The organism is Novosphingobium resinovorum (assembly GCF_036352595.1).
Classification (GTDB): domain Bacteria; phylum Pseudomonadota; class Alphaproteobacteria; order Sphingomonadales; family Sphingomonadaceae; genus Novosphingobium; species Novosphingobium resinovorum_B.
This window is the reverse complement of the sequence record NZ_JAZFAX010000004.1, coordinates 73,372-90,315: the sequence shown is the minus strand read 5'-3', so window position 1 is coordinate 90,315 and position 16,944 is coordinate 73,372. Positions and strand designations below refer to the sequence as shown.

The following is a 16,944-nucleotide window of genomic DNA, read 5'->3' as shown; positions in this document are numbered from 1 at the left end:
CCTCTGGCTGGATCGGCTCCCCGTCACGCTTGTGTCCCGGGGTCGTGTTGCTATGGAAACGCGCATATGGCGCTTTCGACTACTCTTCGTTCGGCTTCGGTAGCTTTGCTCGGACTGGCTACGGTCTGCGGCGTTTCCGCGTCGTCTCCCCCTGTATCGAGGGGGCCTGTAGCGGCTCCGAAGCGGATCGTCTCGCTGAACTTGTGCGCCGATCAGCTGGTGCTGGCGCTGGCCGACCGCGAGCAGATCGCCGGGCTCACTCGCTATGCCGCCGATCCCGCCATGTCGGCCGAGGCGGTGCGGGCGAAGGGCCTGCCGATCCTGCGCGGCGCGGCGGAGGAGATCATGGCGATCGACCCGGACCTCGTTGTCGGCATGCCCGCGCGGCGTAACCCCGCGATCAAGGCGCTCAAGACGCGTTATCCCGCCGTCGATCTCAAGTCCGCCGATGGCTACGACGCGATCCTCGCGTCGATCCGCAAGGTGGCGCTCGCGGTCGGCCATCCCGAGCGCGGCGAGGCGCTGATCGTGGGCATGGAGCGCGACCTTGCGCATATCCCGCGCGCGCGGAAGGGTGTGGTCGCCGCCTACTGGCAGCGCCGCGGCTACCTGACCGGCACCGGCACGCTGATCGACGATCTGATGACCCGCGTGGGCGTGACCAATCTTGCGGGCAAGCTGGGCAAGCCCGCGCTCTCGCAGATGGGGATCGAGGAACTGGCGGCCGCGCGTCCCGACGTGATCGTGGTCGATGCTGCGACCGATAAGGCAGTCGATCAGGGCACCGCGATGATGCACCACCCGGTGCTGGACGGCATTCCGCGGGTCGCCATTCCGCAGGCTTGGACGGTCTGCGGCGGCCCCGCCTACGTCAAGGCGGCGCGGGCGCTGGCGAAAGGCGTCAACGCTCGCTGACATGCGCGTGTCCGCCAAGCCGGGCCTGCCAGCCCTTGCGTTCGAGTTCGGGTACGTCGTCCGGCTCCTCGGGATAGCCGAGGCAGAGCAGGGCGACGAAGCGCCATGACGGCGGCGTTTCCAGCAGGTCGGTGACCGTTTCCGGTTTGACGATCGACACCCAGCCGAGCCCGAGTCCTTGCGCGTGGGCGGCGAGCCACAGCGTGTGGATCGCCATGACCACCGACCACTCGCGCGTCTGCGGCATCGTCGCCGCGCCAAGGCCCATGCCGATGGGGGTGGCCTCGTCGCAGAACACCGCGATGACTTCGGGGGCGTGGTCGAGCGCGTGGAGTTTCAGCGCGGTGTAAGCGGCGTGGCGCTCGCCCTCGTAGGCGGTGTCGCCCGCGCGGGAGACTTCGGCATCGGCATGCGCGGCGAGCACTTCGCGCAAGGCGGGAGAGCGCACGCGCACGAAGCGCCAAGGCTGCGAATTGCCGACCGAGGGCGCCAGTTGCGCGGTGGCGAGCAGGTCGGCGACGAGACTCTCGTCCAGCGGACCCTGCCGGAAATGCCGCACGTCGCGCCGCCATGCGAGCAGGGCGGCGAGGTCTTCGCGGAAGCGAGGGGAGAAGGTTGGCGGCACTACATCGTCATCCCAGCGAAGGCTGGGACCGCCGGCGGTGCACAGTCCGGCTGTCGGTTTGGGCCGCAGGGGGCTTCGACAAGCTCAGCCTGAGCGGTTTTGAGAGGTTACCTCTAATCCCGCTCAGGCTGAGCTTGTCGAAGCCCCAGCCGGGAAACGCACCCTTTCCGCGAACGGGGCGGATCATCAGAACTCGATCCCCGTCTGCGCCTTCACGCCCTGCTCGCGGAACGGGTGCTTCACCAGCGTCATTTCCGTCACGAGATCCGCCGCGTCGATCAGCCCCTGCGGCGCATTGCGCCCCGTCACGACCACGTGCTTCATCTCCGCACGCGCGGTCAGCACTTCGAGCACTTCCTCAAGCGGCAGGTAGTCATAGCGCAGCACGATGTTCAGCTCATCCGCCAGCACCATGTCGTAGGCCGGATCGGCGACCATGCGCTTCACCTCGTCCCACGCCTCGCGGGCGAGGGCGATGTCGCGGGCGCGGTCCTGGGTGTTCCAGGTGAAGCCTTCGCCCATCGCCTTGAACTCGACGTTGTTCGGGAAGGCATCGAAGACGGCCTTCTCGCCGGTGGTCATCGCGCCCTTCACGAACTGGACGACGCCCACCTTCTTGCCATGTCCGATCATGCGCACCACCATGCCGAGCGCGGCCGTGGTCTTGCCCTTGCCCTTGCCGGTGTTGACGATCAGCAGGCCCTTTTCCACGGTCTTGCCCGCCATGATGCGGTCATGCGCGGCCTGCTTCTTCTTCATCTTCTCGGCGTGCTGTTCGTCGGTGCGTTCGGCCATCATCATGCTCCTGAGACTTGGGCGAGCAGCAGGCCCGCGCTGTTCTTCCGGGGTTTCCACAGGCCGCGCTCCAGCGCCTCGGCCAGCCGCGCGGCGGTCTCGCGCAGAGCTGCGGGGTTGGCCTGCGCCATGAAATCGCGCACCGCCTCGTCCTCGATGAAGGCGGCGTGGACGGCGTCGAAGTGGTGGTCCTTCACCGCGCTGGTCGTAGCGGCGAAGGCGAAGAGGTAATCCACCGAGGCGGCGATCTCGAACGCGCCCTTGTAGCCGTGGCGCATGACGCCCGCGATCCACTTGGGATTGGTCACGCGTCCGCGCACGATGCGGCCGATCTCGTCCGCCAGCGTTCGGATGACCGGGCGTTCGGGACGCGAGTGATCGTTGTGGTAGCTGACCGGCGCGCGGCCCTTCAGGTGCTCGACGGCGGCGGCGATGCCGCCCTCGAACTGGTAGTAGTCGTCGCTGTCGAGCAGGTCGTGCTCGCGGTTGTCCTGGTTCTGGACCACCGCGTCGGCCTGCGTGAGCCGCGCCGCGTAGAGATCGCGTTCGGCATCGCCCTCGACACCCGCGCCATAGGCGTAGCTGCCCCAGCCTAGGTAAACGTTCGCGAGGTCGGCGCGGTCATGCCACAGCTTCTCGTCGATCATCGCCTGCAGGCCGGCGCCGTAGGCTCCCGGCTTGGAGCCGAACACGCGGGCTCCGGCGCGGCGGGCGGCGACGGCTTCGTCCTGGCCCTCAGCGGCGAGCATCGCGGTTTCGGCGCGGTGGCGGGCGGCGGCGGGGTTGTCCTCGGCGCTTTCCTCCAGCGCCATGACGGCGCGGGCGGCGCTGTCGATCAGGTCCATCTGCTCGGGAAAGGCGTCGCGAAAGAAGCCGGAGACGCGCAAGGTCACGTCCACGCGCGGGCGGCCCAGTTCCGCCAGCGTCATCATCTCGAACCCGGTGACGCGACCCGAAGTCCACTCCCAGCGCGGCCGCACGCCCATCAGCGCGAGGGCCTGCGCGATGTCGTCGCCGCCGGTGCGCATGTTGGCGGTGCCCCATGCCGAGAGGGCGATGGCGCGCGGGTACTCGCCCTCGCGCTGGAGGTAGTCCTCCACCATGAGCTGCGCCGAGCGCTGGCCGAGATCCCAGGCGACGGCGGTGGGCACCGCGCGGGTATCGACCGAGTAGAAGTTGCGGCCGGTAGGCAGCACGTCCGGGCGGCCGCGCGTGGGGGCGCCGGAGGGGCCGGGGGGGACGAAGCGGCCGTCGAGCCCTGCGAGCAGGGCGGCGCTTTCGGCGGGGCCGCAGGCGTCCACGCGCGGGGCGAGGTCGGCGGCGATGGCGTGGAGGACGGCCTGAACCTTGCCGCCACGCACCTCGCCATGTTCCCCAACTTCGTCACCCTGAACTTGTTTCAGGGTCCATCCGGCCTCGGGCGCGGTGTTTTGCGGCGGCGAACCGGCAGCGCCGATGGTGACACCCACCTCAGGGGCAGGCGGAGAAATGGACCCTGAAACGAGTTCAGGGTGACGGGGGGCGAGGGGAGGGGGCAGAGCATCCACCCACTCCGCCGCCAGCAGTTCCAGGCGCTCCACCGTATCGCCCAGCGTGCGCCAGGGCTCACCTGAGACCGCCGCCAGCACCTCCGGCCTCGGGCCATCCCAGCGGTCCGCCATACGGCAGTCGAGCGGGTCGAACCCCAGCGCGAAATCCTCGGCCATCGCGCGCAGCAGGGAGGCTTGGCCCGGTCCGTCATACCCGCGCGGCGTTCGCGCCAGCGCCACCAACAGATCGCGCCGCAAGCGCCCTTCCGGCGATTGCCCGAAGACATGCAGCCCATCGCGGATTTGCAGTTCCTTCAATTCACACAAGTAGTTGTCGATCGCCGACAGCGCATCGTCGCCGTCACCCTCGGCCCCGGCGTCCTTGTCCAGACCCTGCGAGCGGGCGAGGTCGATGATATCGCGCCGCAGCCGTTCCAGACGGCGCGGGTCCATCCCGGCGGCGAGGTAGTATTCGTCCACCAGCGCCTCGAGGTGCTTGAGCGGCCCGTAGCTTTCCGCGCGCGTCAGCGGCGGCGTCAGGTGATCGATGATGACTGCGCCGATGCGGCGCTTGGCCTGCGTGCCCTCGCCGGGGTCGTTGACGATGAAGGGGTAGAGCTGCGGCAGCGGCCCGGCGCAGATCTCGGGGAAGCACGTCGCCGAGAGCGAGATCGCCTTGCCCGGCAGCCATTCGAGATTGCCGTGCTTGCCCACATGCACCAGCGCCTGCGCGCCGAACCGCCGCTCCAGCCATACGTGAAAGGCGAGGTAGGCGTGCGGCGGCGGCAGCGCCGGGTCGTGGTAGGTTTCCTTGGCGTCGATGTTGTACCCGCGCGCCGGCTGCACCGCGACGCAGACATTGCCGAAGCGGTGGACCGCCAGCCGGAACGAGCCGTCCTTCACGAAGGGATCGGCGGAGGGTACGCCCCAGCGCTCCAGCATCTTCGCGCGCGCGCCTTCGGGCACCTCGGCGAAGGCGGCTTCATAGTCGGAGAGCGGCAGCGAAATCTCACCGGACCGGTCGAGCGAGGTCAGGTCGTTGGTCACCCCGCCGGTCATCAGCCGCATCAGCGCTTGCCCGTCCTTGGGCGCGGCGCCGGTATCGTACCCGGCGGTACGCAGGCTCGCGAGGATCGACGCTGCGCTGGCAGGCGTATCCAGCCCCACGCCATTACCGATCCGTCCATCGCGATTGGGATAGTTCGCCAGCACCAGCGCCACCTTGCGCTGCGCGGGCGCGGTGCGGCGCAGGCTCGCCCAGTTGGCGGCGAGGTGGGCGACGAAGGCCACCCGGTCCGGCGCGACGCGGGGGACGACGATGCCGCATTTCGTCACGTCGTCGAAGCGTTCGGCGGCCTTGAAGGCGACGGCGCGGGTGAACAGGCGGCCGTCGAGTTCGGGCAGCGCCACGTTCATCGCCAGATCGCGCGGGCCGAGGCCGCGTGCGGCGGCCTGCCAGTCGGCTTCCTCGACACCCGCGAAGGCGACCTGCAGGATCGGGCAGTCGGCGCGTTCGAGCACGCCGCCGACGCGCGGTTCTCCCGAGGAAGAGGAGGCGAAGCTGGTGGCGTTGACGATCACGTCGGGCGCAATCTCGGCCATCAGGCCGCCGAGCCAGTCGATCGCGAAAGGCTCTCGCAGCGCCCGGACATGGACGGCGGCGACGTTGAACCCGCGCATTTGCAATGCGGCGACCATCGCATCCACGGCGTCGAGCGTGCCCGCGATCATCAGCGCGCGGTAGAATACCAGCAGCACGACGGGGGCGTCCGGGCACCATGAGGCGCGCAAGTCGGCCAAGCTCGGTCGGTCCACGCCTTGCAGGTAGAGCCCGGCGTCGGCCACCGGCACTGGATCGTCCGGCTGGCCGCAGTCTTCTCCGATCAGCCTTGCGGCGGTGCGCAGGAACGACAGGGCATTGGCGCTGCCGCCCTGCCGCAGGTAGTCGCGCAAGCGCTCGACCGTCGCGGCGGGGAGGGTGGAGGCGACCGTCAGCGTCGGATCATCCTCGCGCCCGTCGGCGATGGCGGCGAAGGCGATGCCCTTCTCGCGGGCGATCAGCGCGATTTCGTCGATGCCGTAGGGCCAGTAGCTCTTGCCGCCGAGCAGCACCACGCAGACGAACCTGGCGTGGGCGATGACCTTTTCGACGTAGAGATCGACCGAGTAGGGGTGCCGCAGTTGCAGCAGGTTGGCGAGGCGGACGCTGGGCGCGCCCTCGGGCAACCCAGCCGCCGCCTTGGCGAAGCAGGCGAGTTCGCTGTCCGCCACCGTCAGGATGACGATGTCGCCCGGCGGCTGGTCGAGGTCGATGGCCTCCTCGCCGTTGGAGATCGTGCCCGGGGTGGCGGAAAGCAGGTGCATCAGGCGGCGACTGTGCCCAGCACGCCTGCCAGCGCGGCTTCGATCGCCGCTTGGTCCAGCCCCTTCTGGCCGATCACCACCAGCTGCGTGCGGCGCGGTTCTTCGGCCTTCCATGCGCGGTCGAAGAAATGCTGGATGCGGGGGCCGACGCCCTGCAGCACGAGGCGGCTGGGCTTGCCCGCCAGCGCGACCATGCCCTTCACGCGCAGCACGTCATGCGCGGCGATCTGTTCCTTGAGGCCTGCCAGCAGCGCGTCGAGATCGGCCACTTCGCCGCCGTTCAGGATGAAGGTGTCGAAGTCGTCATGGTCGTGATCGTCGTCGAGGCCGTCGATATGCGACTTGCGGCTGTCGAGGTCGTCCTCGGCCGCCGCGACGATGCCGAGCAGCGCGGCGATGTCCACCGCGCCGTGGTCCGCGCGCACGATCTTGACGCCGGGGCGCGTCTCGGCGGCGACGGTCTTCTCGACTTCGGCCAGCACGGCCGCATCGACGAGGTCGGTCTTGTTGAGCACCACCATGTCGGCGCAGCCCAGCTGTTCCTCGAACAGTTCCTCGAGCGGGCTGTCGTGGTCGAGGTTGGGATCGGCGGCGCGGGCGGCGGCGAGGGCTTCCTCGTCCGTGGCGAAGCGACCGGCGGCGACGGCATCGGCATCGATCAGGGCGATCACGCCGTCCACCGTCGCGCGGGTGCGGATGTCCGGCCATTGGAAGGCCTTCACCAGCGGTTTGGGCAGCGCGAGGCCGGAGGTTTCGATGATGATGTGGTCGGGCGGGGTTTCGCGGTCGAGCAGCTTCTGCATCGTCGGAAGGAAGTCGTCGGCCACGGTGCAGCAGATGCAGCCGTTGGCGAGTTCGAGGATATCGTCCTCGGGGCAGGCCTCGTTGTTGCAGCCCTTGACCAGTTCGCTGTCGACGCCGACGTCGCCGAACTCGTTGATGACGAGGGCGAGGCGGCGGCCCTTGGCGTTCTGCAGCAGGTGGCGGATCAGCGTGGTCTTGCCGGCGCCGAGGAAGCCGGTGATGACGGTGGTGGGTACTTTGCTCAAGGCTCTCAACTCCCGCGCCGGCGACTTCTCGCGGCGGGGCGTACCGGTGCGTCAACACCGGCGCGGGGCAGGGGCGACGGACAGGCGCGAAGACGCCCGGCGACCTGCTCCGCCGCGGCCCCGGGCCGCATGCGTGTCGTCGCTCAGACGGTGAACCGTGCCGCGGCCATCCCCTGGACCAAGGCAAGAGCGACCAGACGCCGGCAGGTCTCCTGGCTCGCGGGTCACAGCTTGATGCACGGCCTTCCCGAAGCCTCGCATGTCGCAGCGTCCGGCCTCAGTGGCTGCCTCCCCGCACGGTGAGGGGGGAAGCGATGTGCATCGCGCTCGCCGCTTACAGTTGCAGGGACAGCTGCGGATTCGAACGGCGAACCGTTCCCACCGCCTTCCCTTTTAAGCCCCTTGCGGGGCACCGGCGCGATCTTGTTCCCGGCGGATACCGGGGCGTGGGGGTGGGCGCAAGTGTTGGTTTGCCTCGTTGCCCGATCCGAAACCGCGTTTCCGATCGTTCGGACTTCAAGGCCGGGTCGGCGCTTCGTGCGGGTGCGGCACGTCCAGCCGGGCGACGAGGCCGCCGCCGGGCGCGGCGGCGAACGTCAGCTGGCCGTCGAAGCGCATCATCAGGCGGTGCGCGGTCGGGATGCCGAGGCCGAAGCCCTTGGTGTCGCGGGCGCGGGCGGGGTCGAGGCGGAAGAACGGGTCGAGGATCGCCTCGAAATAGGCCGAAGGGATGCCGGGCCCCGAATCGGCGATGGCGATGCGCCAGTGTCCCTCGTGGCGGTCGATGGAGATGCGCGCCTCGCCGCCGAACTGGATCGCATTTTCGACGAGCGCGGTCAGCGCCAGCGCCAGCGGCTCGCGGAAGGTGCGGGCGATGATCGGCTCAGGGATGTCGGCAAGGGCGTGCTCGCCGTAAGGGAACAGCACCTGGCGCACGAGTTCGGCAAGGTCGAGCGTCTCGGGCTCCGCCTCCAGGTGCTGTGCGCGCAGGAAGCGCTGCAGCGAGGCGAGCAGCGCCTCCATCTCGTCCACGCTGGTCAGGATGACGCCGGCGAGTTCGGTGTCGTCGATCAGTTCGGCGGCGACTTTCTGGCGCGACAGCGGGGTACGCAAGTCGTGGCTGATCGCCTCGAACGAGCGGGCCTGGTCCTGCAGCAGGCGGGCGATGCGCTCCTGCATGAGGTTCATCGAGTGCGCCAGCTGCCGCAAGTCCGGGGTGCCGCCCTCGGCGATGACGACCTGCCGACCCCGGCCGATGGCGTCGGCGGCGTCGCTCATGCGCCGCAGCGGGCGGGTCAGGACGTGGAGCGCGACGAGGCCGATGGCGAGGAAGGCCACCGTCGTCGCCAGCGTCAGCACCGTGGCGCGCAGGGCGACCGGCCACATCGCGTTGATATCGCGCGAGCGGAAGTTGAGCCAGTGCCCGTCCGTCAGCCGGATCGAGCCGACGAGGTCGCACTTGCCCCCCGGCGGCCCCTGCATCGCGAGCCGCAGCGAGCGCCCGCCGAGCGAGGGTTCCCATTCGACGATGCGGCGCGCGATCCGGGCGAGCGCCTCGTCGGTGGTCGGTGCGGCGACCCTGGGGGCATGGCTGACCGCGGCGGCGAGATGGCGCGTGCTCATGGTGGTGGCGGTGAGGTCGGGGTCGGCGGCGTGGATGCGGTCGCTGACGACCAGCAGTTCGGCGATCCGCCGCGCATGGTCCTCGTTCAGCGTCTGCCGGTCGATCGACTGGTAGAACACCAGGCTCGCAGCCAGTTGCAGCACGCCGAGCAGCATGAACACCAGTGCGACATAGACCGCGAAACGCGGCGCGAAGGGACGGGCCACTTCTTGATCCTCTCCAACGGAGCACCGGCTCGGCCGCACGACGATGCACCTCGTGTTCCCGCACACACCCCGGCGCGGCGCGCGTCAACCGGAGCCGCGTGTCCAGCAACGATTTGATACGCAATCGCGCGGAGGCGCAAGGCTTTGGGGGAGGGGGCCTGTTACCGGTTCATCCCCGTCATCCCGGCGCATGCCGGGATGACGGGGGGAATCGCTACCCCCGCGTATCGCCCGGCCAGGTCTTCTGTGCGGCCCAGCCGTCCACCCCCAGTTGCCGGAGCTGTTCCTCCACCGTGCGGCCGAGGCGGGTGGCGGCTTTGCCGCGGCAGCCCAGGTTCCAGGTCAGTGCGGTGCGGGTGCCATCGGCGGCGACCCATTCTGCGGTGAACTGCGACATGTCCGTGGCCTGCAGCGTGCAGGGCAAGGCGCGCTCGGTGCCGGTGTCCGGGCGCAGCGGGGCGAGCGCCTTGCGCAGGCCCTCGTAGCCTGCCGGACCCGCCGCGCGTGCGCGTTCGCCGATGACGGCGGTGTGCCGTTTGCCGGAGAAGCCGACCAGGCCGCCGGGCGTCACCGCCACCGTGTAGATCGGGCAGAAGCCGAAGCAGGGCCCCCGCGAAATGCGTATCTCTTCCCCCGCGAGCGCGGGGGAAGAGACGCCGGGCTGCACGCGGGGGGTGCAGCTTATCAGCAGCCCGGCGCCCAGGACGATGACCGAGAGGAGTGGCCCGCGCATCATCGCCCTATCCTTACCAGCCAATCGTGACCGAGCCGCGCAGGGCCAGGTCGACGCGTCCGTGGCGATCCTCGGCGGAGAGTTCGCCGCCCATCGTGAAGCCGGAGGAACCGCCGATCGCCCGCAGGCGCGCGAACCAGCCGCTGGTCGCACCGTCGCCGGTCAGGGTGAAGTTCTCGCCGTCCTTGAAGTGCGCGGTCGTCGCGCCCAGTCCGCCGCTGACGATCTCGCGCCAGCCGCCCTCGGTCTCGACGCGGAACCAGTTCTCGTCGCGCGCCTTCATGCCGAGGAAGTCCACGCCCACGGTCATGCTGGGGTTCACCGCCAGCTCGTCGCTGGTGCGCCCGGCGACGGTCAGGTCTAGGCTCTCGCCGCCGGTCTCGGTGTAGCCGTCTTCCTTCAGGCGGGTGTAGTCCACGGTGACGCCGGGGCGGAAGAAGAAGTACTGCGAGCCGCCCTCGATCGCGGCGCCGCCGGCGGCGGTGACGAACTTGCCGTCCCAGCTGGCATCCATCGTGCGCGTCACGCTCTCCGATCCGATCACGCCGTAGAAGCTGCGCTCCCCGTCGAAGTCGGCCTTGCCCACCGAGCCGCGCGCGAAGGCGCTGACCGCGCCGAACTTGCCGCGCCAGTGCGCCGCCAGTTCGAGCGCGTTCGCCTTCACTTCGCTGAGGTCGCCGTTCTTGTGGTTGTTGTTGAGGTAGGCGAGCGTCCCGCCGAAGCGGCCGATGCCGGTCTCGTACTCGGCGGTGGCCGACCAGGCATAGCCGTTCAGCTTGTAGGCGGCGGTGTTCCCGGTCTTCCGGTCGCTGCCCCAGATCGCCATGTTGAGCGTGGTGGAGAAGCGGGTGCTGCTCTTGATCGGGCCCATCGGATCCTGCAGCTGGCGGGCCAGCGCGCGGGTACCCAGGCTCACGCCCTCGAAGCCGCCGCCGGCATGATCGGGCAGCATCTGGCCGACGGCCGAGCGGAAAGCGTCGGCATTGGTGATGCCCAGGAACACGTCCCCGATCTTGTCGTCCTTGCCAAGCTGCTTGAACACCGCGTCATAGGCGGCCGCGCCCGAGCGGTTGAGGCCCAGTTCGCTGACGGTGCGGCGCGAGACGTCGACGACGATGGTGTTCGCGGGCGCGTCCTTGTCCAGTTCGGCCTTGAACATGAAGGGGACGAGGTCGGTGTTGGTGGCCAGCTTGTCCCGCCCGGTGAGAGTGCCGGCGCTGAGCACCTGATAGCTGCCCTCGGCGGTGGAGACGTCGGCCAGGCGGATCGCCAGCTTGGCGCCTTCCGCGAAGCTGGCATTGCCCGAGACGGTATAGGCCGAGCCCGATCCCGCCGTCTTGTCGAGCGTCACCACCAGCATGCCGGTGGCGCCGACGTCGAGCGAGGCGATCGAGGCGGGCTTGTTGATGTCGAGCGTACCGCCCGCCACCGTGACCGCCATCTGCGCCGAATTGGCGATCGAGCCGCCGAAGTAGGCGGAGCCCGAAAGGTTGAGCACGTCGGCGCCGCCGCCGAAGTCCATCGCCCCCGAATAGGCGCTGGTGCCTGCCAGGGTCACCGTGTCGTTGCCCGCGCCGAAGCTTACCGCGCCGGTCTGCACCGCATCGCCCGACAGGTTCAGGCGGTTGTTGCCCGCGCCGAACGAGACGGTGCCGGCAAGGGTGCCGTCGGCGAGGTCGAGCAGGTCGTTGCCGCCCGCGAAGCGCACGTCGCCGACGATGGAGGGCGCGGTGATGCCCGAGGCCACTTGGGTCTGCCGCACGGTGACGTCGCCGGTCGCGGCGGTGAGGTCGATGGCGACGTTGCGGCTGGGGCTTCCGGCCACGTCCTTGGCGCCGGTGGCCGAGATGGTGCCCGCGTTCTCGATCAGGTTGAGGGTGCCGCTGGCATCGGAGATCGCGGTGGCCGATCCCTTCTCTCCGGCGACCGCCTTGATCGTGCCGCTGTTGCGGATCGTCGGCAGGCTGCCGCCCGCGTCGATGCGCACGGCGGTGGCCAGCGCGGTGTCGGCATTGCCGCTGGACGCGCCGATCGTGCCGGTGTTCTGGAGCAGGGGCGTCGCCGCGCCCGCGCCGATGCGCAGGGCGGTGGCATTGGCGCCGTTGGCGCTCGCGGTCACGCTGCCCGAGACGCCGATGCCGTTGGCGATCGTCACCGCGCCGCCGCGTCCGCCGACGACGAGGCCATTGCCCGCGACGCCCGAATAGACGCCCTGGCCATCGACCGCACCCTCGATGATGAGGCCGAACTTGCTGGCGGTATTGGCGACCGGGCCGATCGTCACGGCATGGTCGGCGGCGCCGATCTGCATGGCGGCGGCGCTGCCGTAGGAGACGACCCTGGCGGTGCCTTCCTTGGAATCGTCGATGCCGTCGCCGTCGGAATCGGGCTTGCTGGCATCGACCTTGGGCGCGGCGGCGAGCACGATGCCGCCCGATACGCTGCCCTCGACGATCAGCGCCGAACCGCCCTGCAGCAGGTCGTCGGCGTCGAGCTTGGAAGGATCGGCGGGCGCGGTGGTGTAGCGGTAGCCGGTCGCGGCGACGGTGCCCTGGACCACCATGGCGCCGTTGACGTCGCCCGCGAAGCGCGCGCCGACCGCGTCCTTGCCCTGCGCCGAGACGCTGCCGGCAAGGCGCACGTTGCCGTCGATGCCCTGCGCCGAGACGCCGACGGTGCGGTCGCCCAGGACGGTGGTGGTGCCGTCATGCGTGAAGGCGCCGGTCAGCTTGCCGCCCAGCACGATGCCGGCGGAATCGTTGCCCTTGACGGTGATCGTGCCGCTCTGGGTCAGCTTGCCGGTGTGATCCCCGGCGATGCGGATGCCGGTGCGGCCCGAGCCGAGCGCGAAGGGTCCGTCGAGGTCGCCGTCCTTGTCGGTGTCGGTCGGGGTGTAGGTCTCGTCGACCGTGATCGTGCCGGTATTGACGATGTCACCCGCGCCCGAGGTCGAGAGGATGCCGGTGGCGCCATCGGCATTGGTGATGGTGATCGCGCCGGCATTGCTGACGGCGTGGGCGCTGTCCTGGGTGACGGCGGTGCCGCCGGTCAGCACCACCGAGCCGTCCTTGGTGATCGCGATGGCGTCCGCGGCGCCGTTCTTGATGGTCGAGGTGCGGATCGGGGAGGTGAGCTTGGTCTTGACCTCCTCCGCATGCGCGGCGGTCGCGATGGCGAAGATCGCCGTGGTCGCGAGGAGGGTCTTGGCAGTCAGGTGCGCAGGCATCGTCGTCCCTTTGAGGTCTGTAGTCAGCCTGCAGACGGAGACCTTGCGCGGGAGCCTTGAAAAAAGTTCGGAGGTGGTGGGAATGGGTGGTGAACTGAGTGTCTATCCCAAACCCGCCCCTTTCCCGATAGGCTTCGTCATCCTGAACTTGTTTCAGGATCCATCGGGCAGTTGGTGCCGAAACCGGAAGACGAAAACCGCCCCGTCGATTTGGCGGCTCATGAACTGAGCTATCGGCTTGATGGACCCTGAAACAAGTTCAGGGTGACGACGGATTTGGATGGGAAGCGGACGTCGGTTCCTCCCCGGCACGGGGAGGGGGACCACCCGCAGGGTGGTGGAGGGGCACCCTCGGTTTGCATGCCACCGCGTTGATACGGTTGCAAATGCACGCCGATCGAGGTTCGGCGATCTTCCGCGTGCCCCTCCACCATGCTTCGCACGGTCCCCCTCCCCCAAGGGGGAGGAACGGGGCGCAACAGGTCGCACCGCCCCCACCACGCCGCCCTAGAACCGCGCGTCGAAGCCCAGCCGGATCGTGCGGGGCCGCAGCGGCGTGGTCTGGTCGCGGCCGGTGCCGAACGGGGTGCCGAGCGAGAAGCGGTTCCCGCGCGCGTTGGTGATGTTGCTCAGCGCCAGCGTCACCCCGTAGCGCTCGGTGCCGACGCGCAGGTCCGCCCCGCTGTCGAGGTAGTTGCCCTGGGGGTCGCCCAGTTCCGGCCCGATGCCGAGGCGCGACTTGCCGACGTAGCTGGCCCAGCCATTGGCGGTCAGCCGCAACGCGTCGCTCAACTGCCGGTTCCAGCCCAGGCTCATGCGGCCGGAGAACTGCGCGATGTTGGGCACCTGCATCGAGCGGGCGAGGGCGGCGTCCACCAGCGTCGCCTTCGACAGGTCGGCGAGCGGCATCGCCCGCGCCACCAGCGCGAGCAGTTCGGTCGGCGGCTGGTCGACCTTGCTGCGGTTCCACGTCGCCCCGGCCTCCAGCCGCAGGCCGGTGGCCAGTTCGATCCCGGCGGTCACGCTCGCCGACCAGACCCGGCCGTCGCCGATGTTGGCGGTGCTGGGCAGGCCAGAGTTGTCGATGAAGTCCGCCTGGATGTCCTGCCAGCGGGTATAGGAGACGCTGGCGGCAAGGTCGAACGGGCTGGCGCCCGGCGCGCCGTGCTTGACGCCGAATTCCCAGGTCCGGGTGCGGTCGCTCTGGAAGCGGCGCACGAAGTCGCTCTCGATCGCGAAGCCGCCGGGGCGGAAGCCCTCCTGGTAGCGCATGTAGAGCGCGGTGCGCTCCAGCACCTCGGCATTGAGCGCGATCGAGGGCAGCACGGTCGTCGCGGTGCGGTCGGCGGTGACTTGCGCGCGGGCGAAGGCGGCCATCGCGGTGGCCGCCGGCGCCACGTCCTCGCCCGAGCCGCCCAGGCGCGAGTGAGTCACGCGCCCGCCCGCCGTGGCGGTGAGGCCGGGGCGGATGCGCAGGCTGGCCTCGGCATAGAGGGTGAATTCGTCGGTGGTGTTGCGCACGCCGGTCGTTGCCACGGAATCGGCCTGCGTCCACGCGAACGTCTCGAAGCCGCGCGTCAGCACGGTGCGGTTGTGGGTGTAGCTGGCCCCCACCAGCCAGCCGAAGCCGTGGCTTTCCGGCTGCCATATCCGCGTTTCGTGCGCGATCATGCGCGTCCGGTTGTCCTGCGCGAACAGGCGCGGGGCGGAGACATCGACGGTGGCGTCGTAGCGCTCCTGCAGGTGCTGGCGCACCGCCCCGGTGGTCGAGCGCACCCGCAGGGCGCCGATCCGGCCCGAGACCACCAGCTGCCCCATCGCATAGTCGGCGTCGGACCCTTCGCGCACCCGCGCGGCGCTGGAGAGCGGCGGCTCGGCGTCGCGCCCGGCGTACTGGCTGTCACGCGCGTCGGTGGACTGGCCGAGGCCGATCACGTCGACGGTCCAGTCCGGCGATAGTTCAGCCCGCAGACCCGCCCGGCCGCCGAGGATGCGGGTGCGGTTGACATCCTTGCGGCCCAGCAGCGGCTTGTCGATATAGCCGCCCAGCGTCGCCGCATCGAAATTCGCGCGCAGGGCGACGTGCTCGCTCACCGGCAGGTTGACCATGGCCGCCCCGTCGCCGCCGGGAGCGCCGTGCTGGGTCAGCGATCCGCCGACCGCGATGCTGCCGCCGGTCTCGCCGATCACCGGCGGGTTGGGGACGAGGCGGATGATGCCCCCCAGCGATCCCGCGCCGTAAAGCGTGCCCTGCGGTCCTTCGAGCACTTCGACGCGCGCCATGTCGGACAGGCGCAGGTCCGGGTCCGGGGCATTGTAGCTGAGCCGCAGGTCGCCGAGGTATTGCCCCACCGTCGCCTGTGTCGGCCCGGTGAAGCTGGAATCGGCGATGCCCCGGATGAACAGCTTGTTGCGCCCGCTGCCCAGGTGCGTGGAGGTGACCGTGGCGATGCGCTGCGTGATCTTCTCGGTCCCGCCGACGCCGCCAGCCTCCAGCGTCTCGCCGTCGAGCACGGTGACCTGGCCGGGGATCTGCGCGATCGTCAGGTCGCGCTTGGAGGCGACGACGACGATCGGGTCGGCGCCTTGCGCGTCGATGGCGACGGGCACGGCATGACGCGGCGCCGCCGGGCGCAGGGGCGCAGGGGGCGCCGCCTCGATCCGCCATGCCCCCGGCGCCACGGGAACCGCGCGGCCGCCGATGCTGCGGGCTAGCCGGCGCACCGCCTCGGCGGCATCCATGCGCCCGCGCATCGCCGGAACCATGCGCCGCGCCACCGCCGGATCGGCGACGACCACGCTGGAGCCGGTCTGGCGGGCGATCTCGATCGCGACCTGCCCCGCCGAACCGCTGCGCGTCTCAATGTGACGCGCCTCTCCGGCGAAGGCGGTGGCGGGCATGGCCAGCACGGCCGCCGCGATCCAGACGGGTCGCAGCATGATGTCAGCGCGCGCCGATCACCCAGCGTCCATGGTCGGCGCGCACGGCGAGGCCCAGCAGCGGGCCGATCGCGGCCGGATCCTTGCGCAGCGGCGCGACCAGGATCGAGCCCGAGACCGCGCCTTCGCCCTTTGCCGCCGCGACGTACGCTATGCCGGTCGCTCGGCTGAGCCGGGCGGCGACGTCCTCGATCGAGGCGGCCTCGAAGGTCAGCCGGCCCTCGCGCCATTCGCCGACCTGCTCGGCGGGCAGGCGGGTGAGGGTATAGGCGTCCGAGCCTGCCGGGCGGCGCAGCACCTGCCCGGGAGAGACACGCACGTCGGCGCCGTCGGGGTCGAACTGCACCGCACCTTCGGAGACCGCGACGCTCAGGCCCCCGGCATCGCTGGCGACGTCGAACACGGTGCCGATGTCGACCAGCCGCTCGTCGCCGACCCGCACCTCGAAGGGGTGGGCGGCGTCGTGGCGCACGGTGAACAGCGCCTGCCCGTGCGCGAGCCGGGCGTAGCGCTTGTCCTTGCGGTCGAATTCCACGGCCGATCCGCCCGCCACGTCCACGCGGGTATCGGCGTCTAGGGTGACGCGGGTGGTCTCTCCGGCCGGGGTGGCGACGGTGTAGAGATCGCGCCGCTCGCCCTGGAAGGCCCAGACCGCGCCGACCACCGCCACGCTCGCGGCGATCGCGCTGGCGAGCCACGGACGCCGTCGCCGGGGCGGCGCCGACACATCGTCGTTGGCGGGGGCCGACGACGCGACGCAGGCGGCGGCCTCGTCCACGGCGGCGGTCACCGCGTCATAGGCGCGGGCGTGCGCCGGGTCGGCCTCCAGCCAGAGAGTGAATGCCTCCCAGTCGTCGAACGCGGGATCGCCCGCGCGCACCGCCCAGTGCGCCGCTTCGTCGCGCAGCTTCTCGTCAATCGCCATGTCGTTCGCCATC

10 protein-coding genes and 1 riboswitch are annotated in these 16,944 nt (G+C 70.1%); of the genes, 1 reads left to right on the top strand and 9 read right to left on the bottom strand.

Going from position 1 to position 16,944, the window contains the following annotated elements:
• Window positions 1-66: 66 nt before the first annotated feature.
• A complete protein-coding gene (locus V2S85_RS05840; protein WP_330701928.1) occupies window positions 67-915 on the top strand; it encodes an ABC transporter substrate-binding protein in 849 nt (282 codons plus the stop codon).
• On the opposite strand, the gene bluB is transcribed toward V2S85_RS05840, so the two are convergent.
• The 9 genes from bluB to V2S85_RS05795 form a co-directional block, all read right to left on the bottom strand.
• Complete coding sequence (bluB, locus tag V2S85_RS05835; protein WP_330701927.1) at window positions 902-1,540, bottom strand: 5,6-dimethylbenzimidazole synthase; 639 nt, start codon at window positions 1,538-1,540, stop codon at window positions 902-904. The two genes, V2S85_RS05840 and bluB, sit on opposite strands and share 14 nt — an antisense overlap.
• A 186-nt stretch (window positions 1,541-1,726) precedes the next feature.
• Window positions 1,727-2,335 (bottom strand): cob(I)yrinic acid a,c-diamide adenosyltransferase, encoded by a 609-nt coding sequence (gene cobO, locus V2S85_RS05830; protein WP_330701926.1) that lies wholly within the window; start codon window positions 2,333-2,335, stop codon window positions 1,727-1,729.
• Window positions 2,336-2,337: 2 nt separating this feature from the next.
• A complete protein-coding gene (gene cobN, locus V2S85_RS05825; protein ID WP_330701925.1) occupies window positions 2,338-6,228 on the bottom strand; it encodes a cobaltochelatase subunit CobN in 3,891 nt (1,296 codons plus the stop codon).
• Window positions 6,228-7,277 carry a cobalamin biosynthesis protein CobW gene (cobW, locus tag V2S85_RS05820; RefSeq protein WP_330701924.1) on the bottom strand — a complete coding sequence of 350 codons (1,050 nt, stop codon included), beginning with the start codon at window positions 7,275-7,277 and terminating at the stop codon, window positions 6,228-6,230. Before cobW ends, cobN begins: the two co-directional genes overlap by 1 nt.
• Before the next feature lie 184 nt (window positions 7,278-7,461).
• Window positions 7,462-7,709: riboswitch (cobalamin riboswitch) on the bottom strand.
• A gap of 84 nt (window positions 7,710-7,793) precedes the next feature.
• Complete coding sequence (locus V2S85_RS05815) at window positions 7,794-9,107, bottom strand: HAMP domain-containing sensor histidine kinase (protein ID WP_330701923.1); 1,314 nt, start codon at window positions 9,105-9,107, stop codon at window positions 7,794-7,796.
• A 214-nt stretch (window positions 9,108-9,321) separates the two neighbouring features.
• Window positions 9,322-9,840, bottom strand: a complete 519-nt coding sequence (locus V2S85_RS05810; RefSeq protein ID WP_330701922.1) for a DUF6438 domain-containing protein — start codon at window positions 9,838-9,840, stop codon at window positions 9,322-9,324.
• 13 nt (window positions 9,841-9,853) lie between these two features.
• Window positions 9,854-13,066: an autotransporter domain-containing protein gene (locus V2S85_RS05805; protein ID WP_330701921.1), complete on the bottom strand. Its 3,213-nt coding sequence runs from the start codon at window positions 13,064-13,066 to the stop codon at window positions 9,854-9,856.
• Window positions 13,067-13,573: 507 nt separating this feature from the next.
• A complete protein-coding gene (locus tag V2S85_RS05800; protein ID WP_330701920.1) occupies window positions 13,574-16,006 on the bottom strand; it encodes a TonB-dependent receptor in 2,433 nt (810 codons plus the stop codon).
• A gap of 4 nt (window positions 16,007-16,010) precedes the next feature.
• A complete protein-coding gene (locus tag V2S85_RS05795; RefSeq protein WP_330701919.1) occupies window positions 16,011-16,943 on the bottom strand; it encodes a FecR family protein in 933 nt (310 codons plus the stop codon).
• Between the last annotated feature and the right edge of the window lies 1 nt (window position 16,944).

Excerpts from the sequence above, each read along its gene's own strand:
- V2S85_RS05810 (WP_330701922.1), bottom strand. The coding sequence starts at position 9,840 with ATGCGCGGGCCACTCCTCTCGGTCATCGTCCTGGGCGCCGGGCTGCTG.
- V2S85_RS05800 (WP_330701920.1), bottom strand. The coding sequence starts at position 16,006 with ATGCTGCGACCCGTCTGGATCGCGGCGGCCGTGCTGGCCATGCCCGCC.
- V2S85_RS05840 (WP_330701928.1), top strand. The coding sequence starts at position 67 with ATGGCGCTTTCGACTACTCTTCGTTCGGCTTCGGTAGCTTTGCTCGGA.
- cobN (WP_330701925.1), bottom strand. The coding sequence starts at position 6,228 with ATGCACCTGCTTTCCGCCACCCCGGGCACGATCTCCAACGGCGAGGAG.
- cobO (WP_330701926.1), bottom strand. The coding sequence starts at position 2,335 with ATGGCCGAACGCACCGACGAACAGCACGCCGAGAAGATGAAGAAGAAG.
- V2S85_RS05805 (WP_330701921.1), bottom strand. The coding sequence starts at position 13,066 with ATGCCTGCGCACCTGACTGCCAAGACCCTCCTCGCGACCACGGCGATC.
- V2S85_RS05795 (WP_330701919.1), bottom strand. The coding sequence starts at position 16,943 with ATGGCGAACGACATGGCGATTGACGAGAAGCTGCGCGACGAAGCGGCG.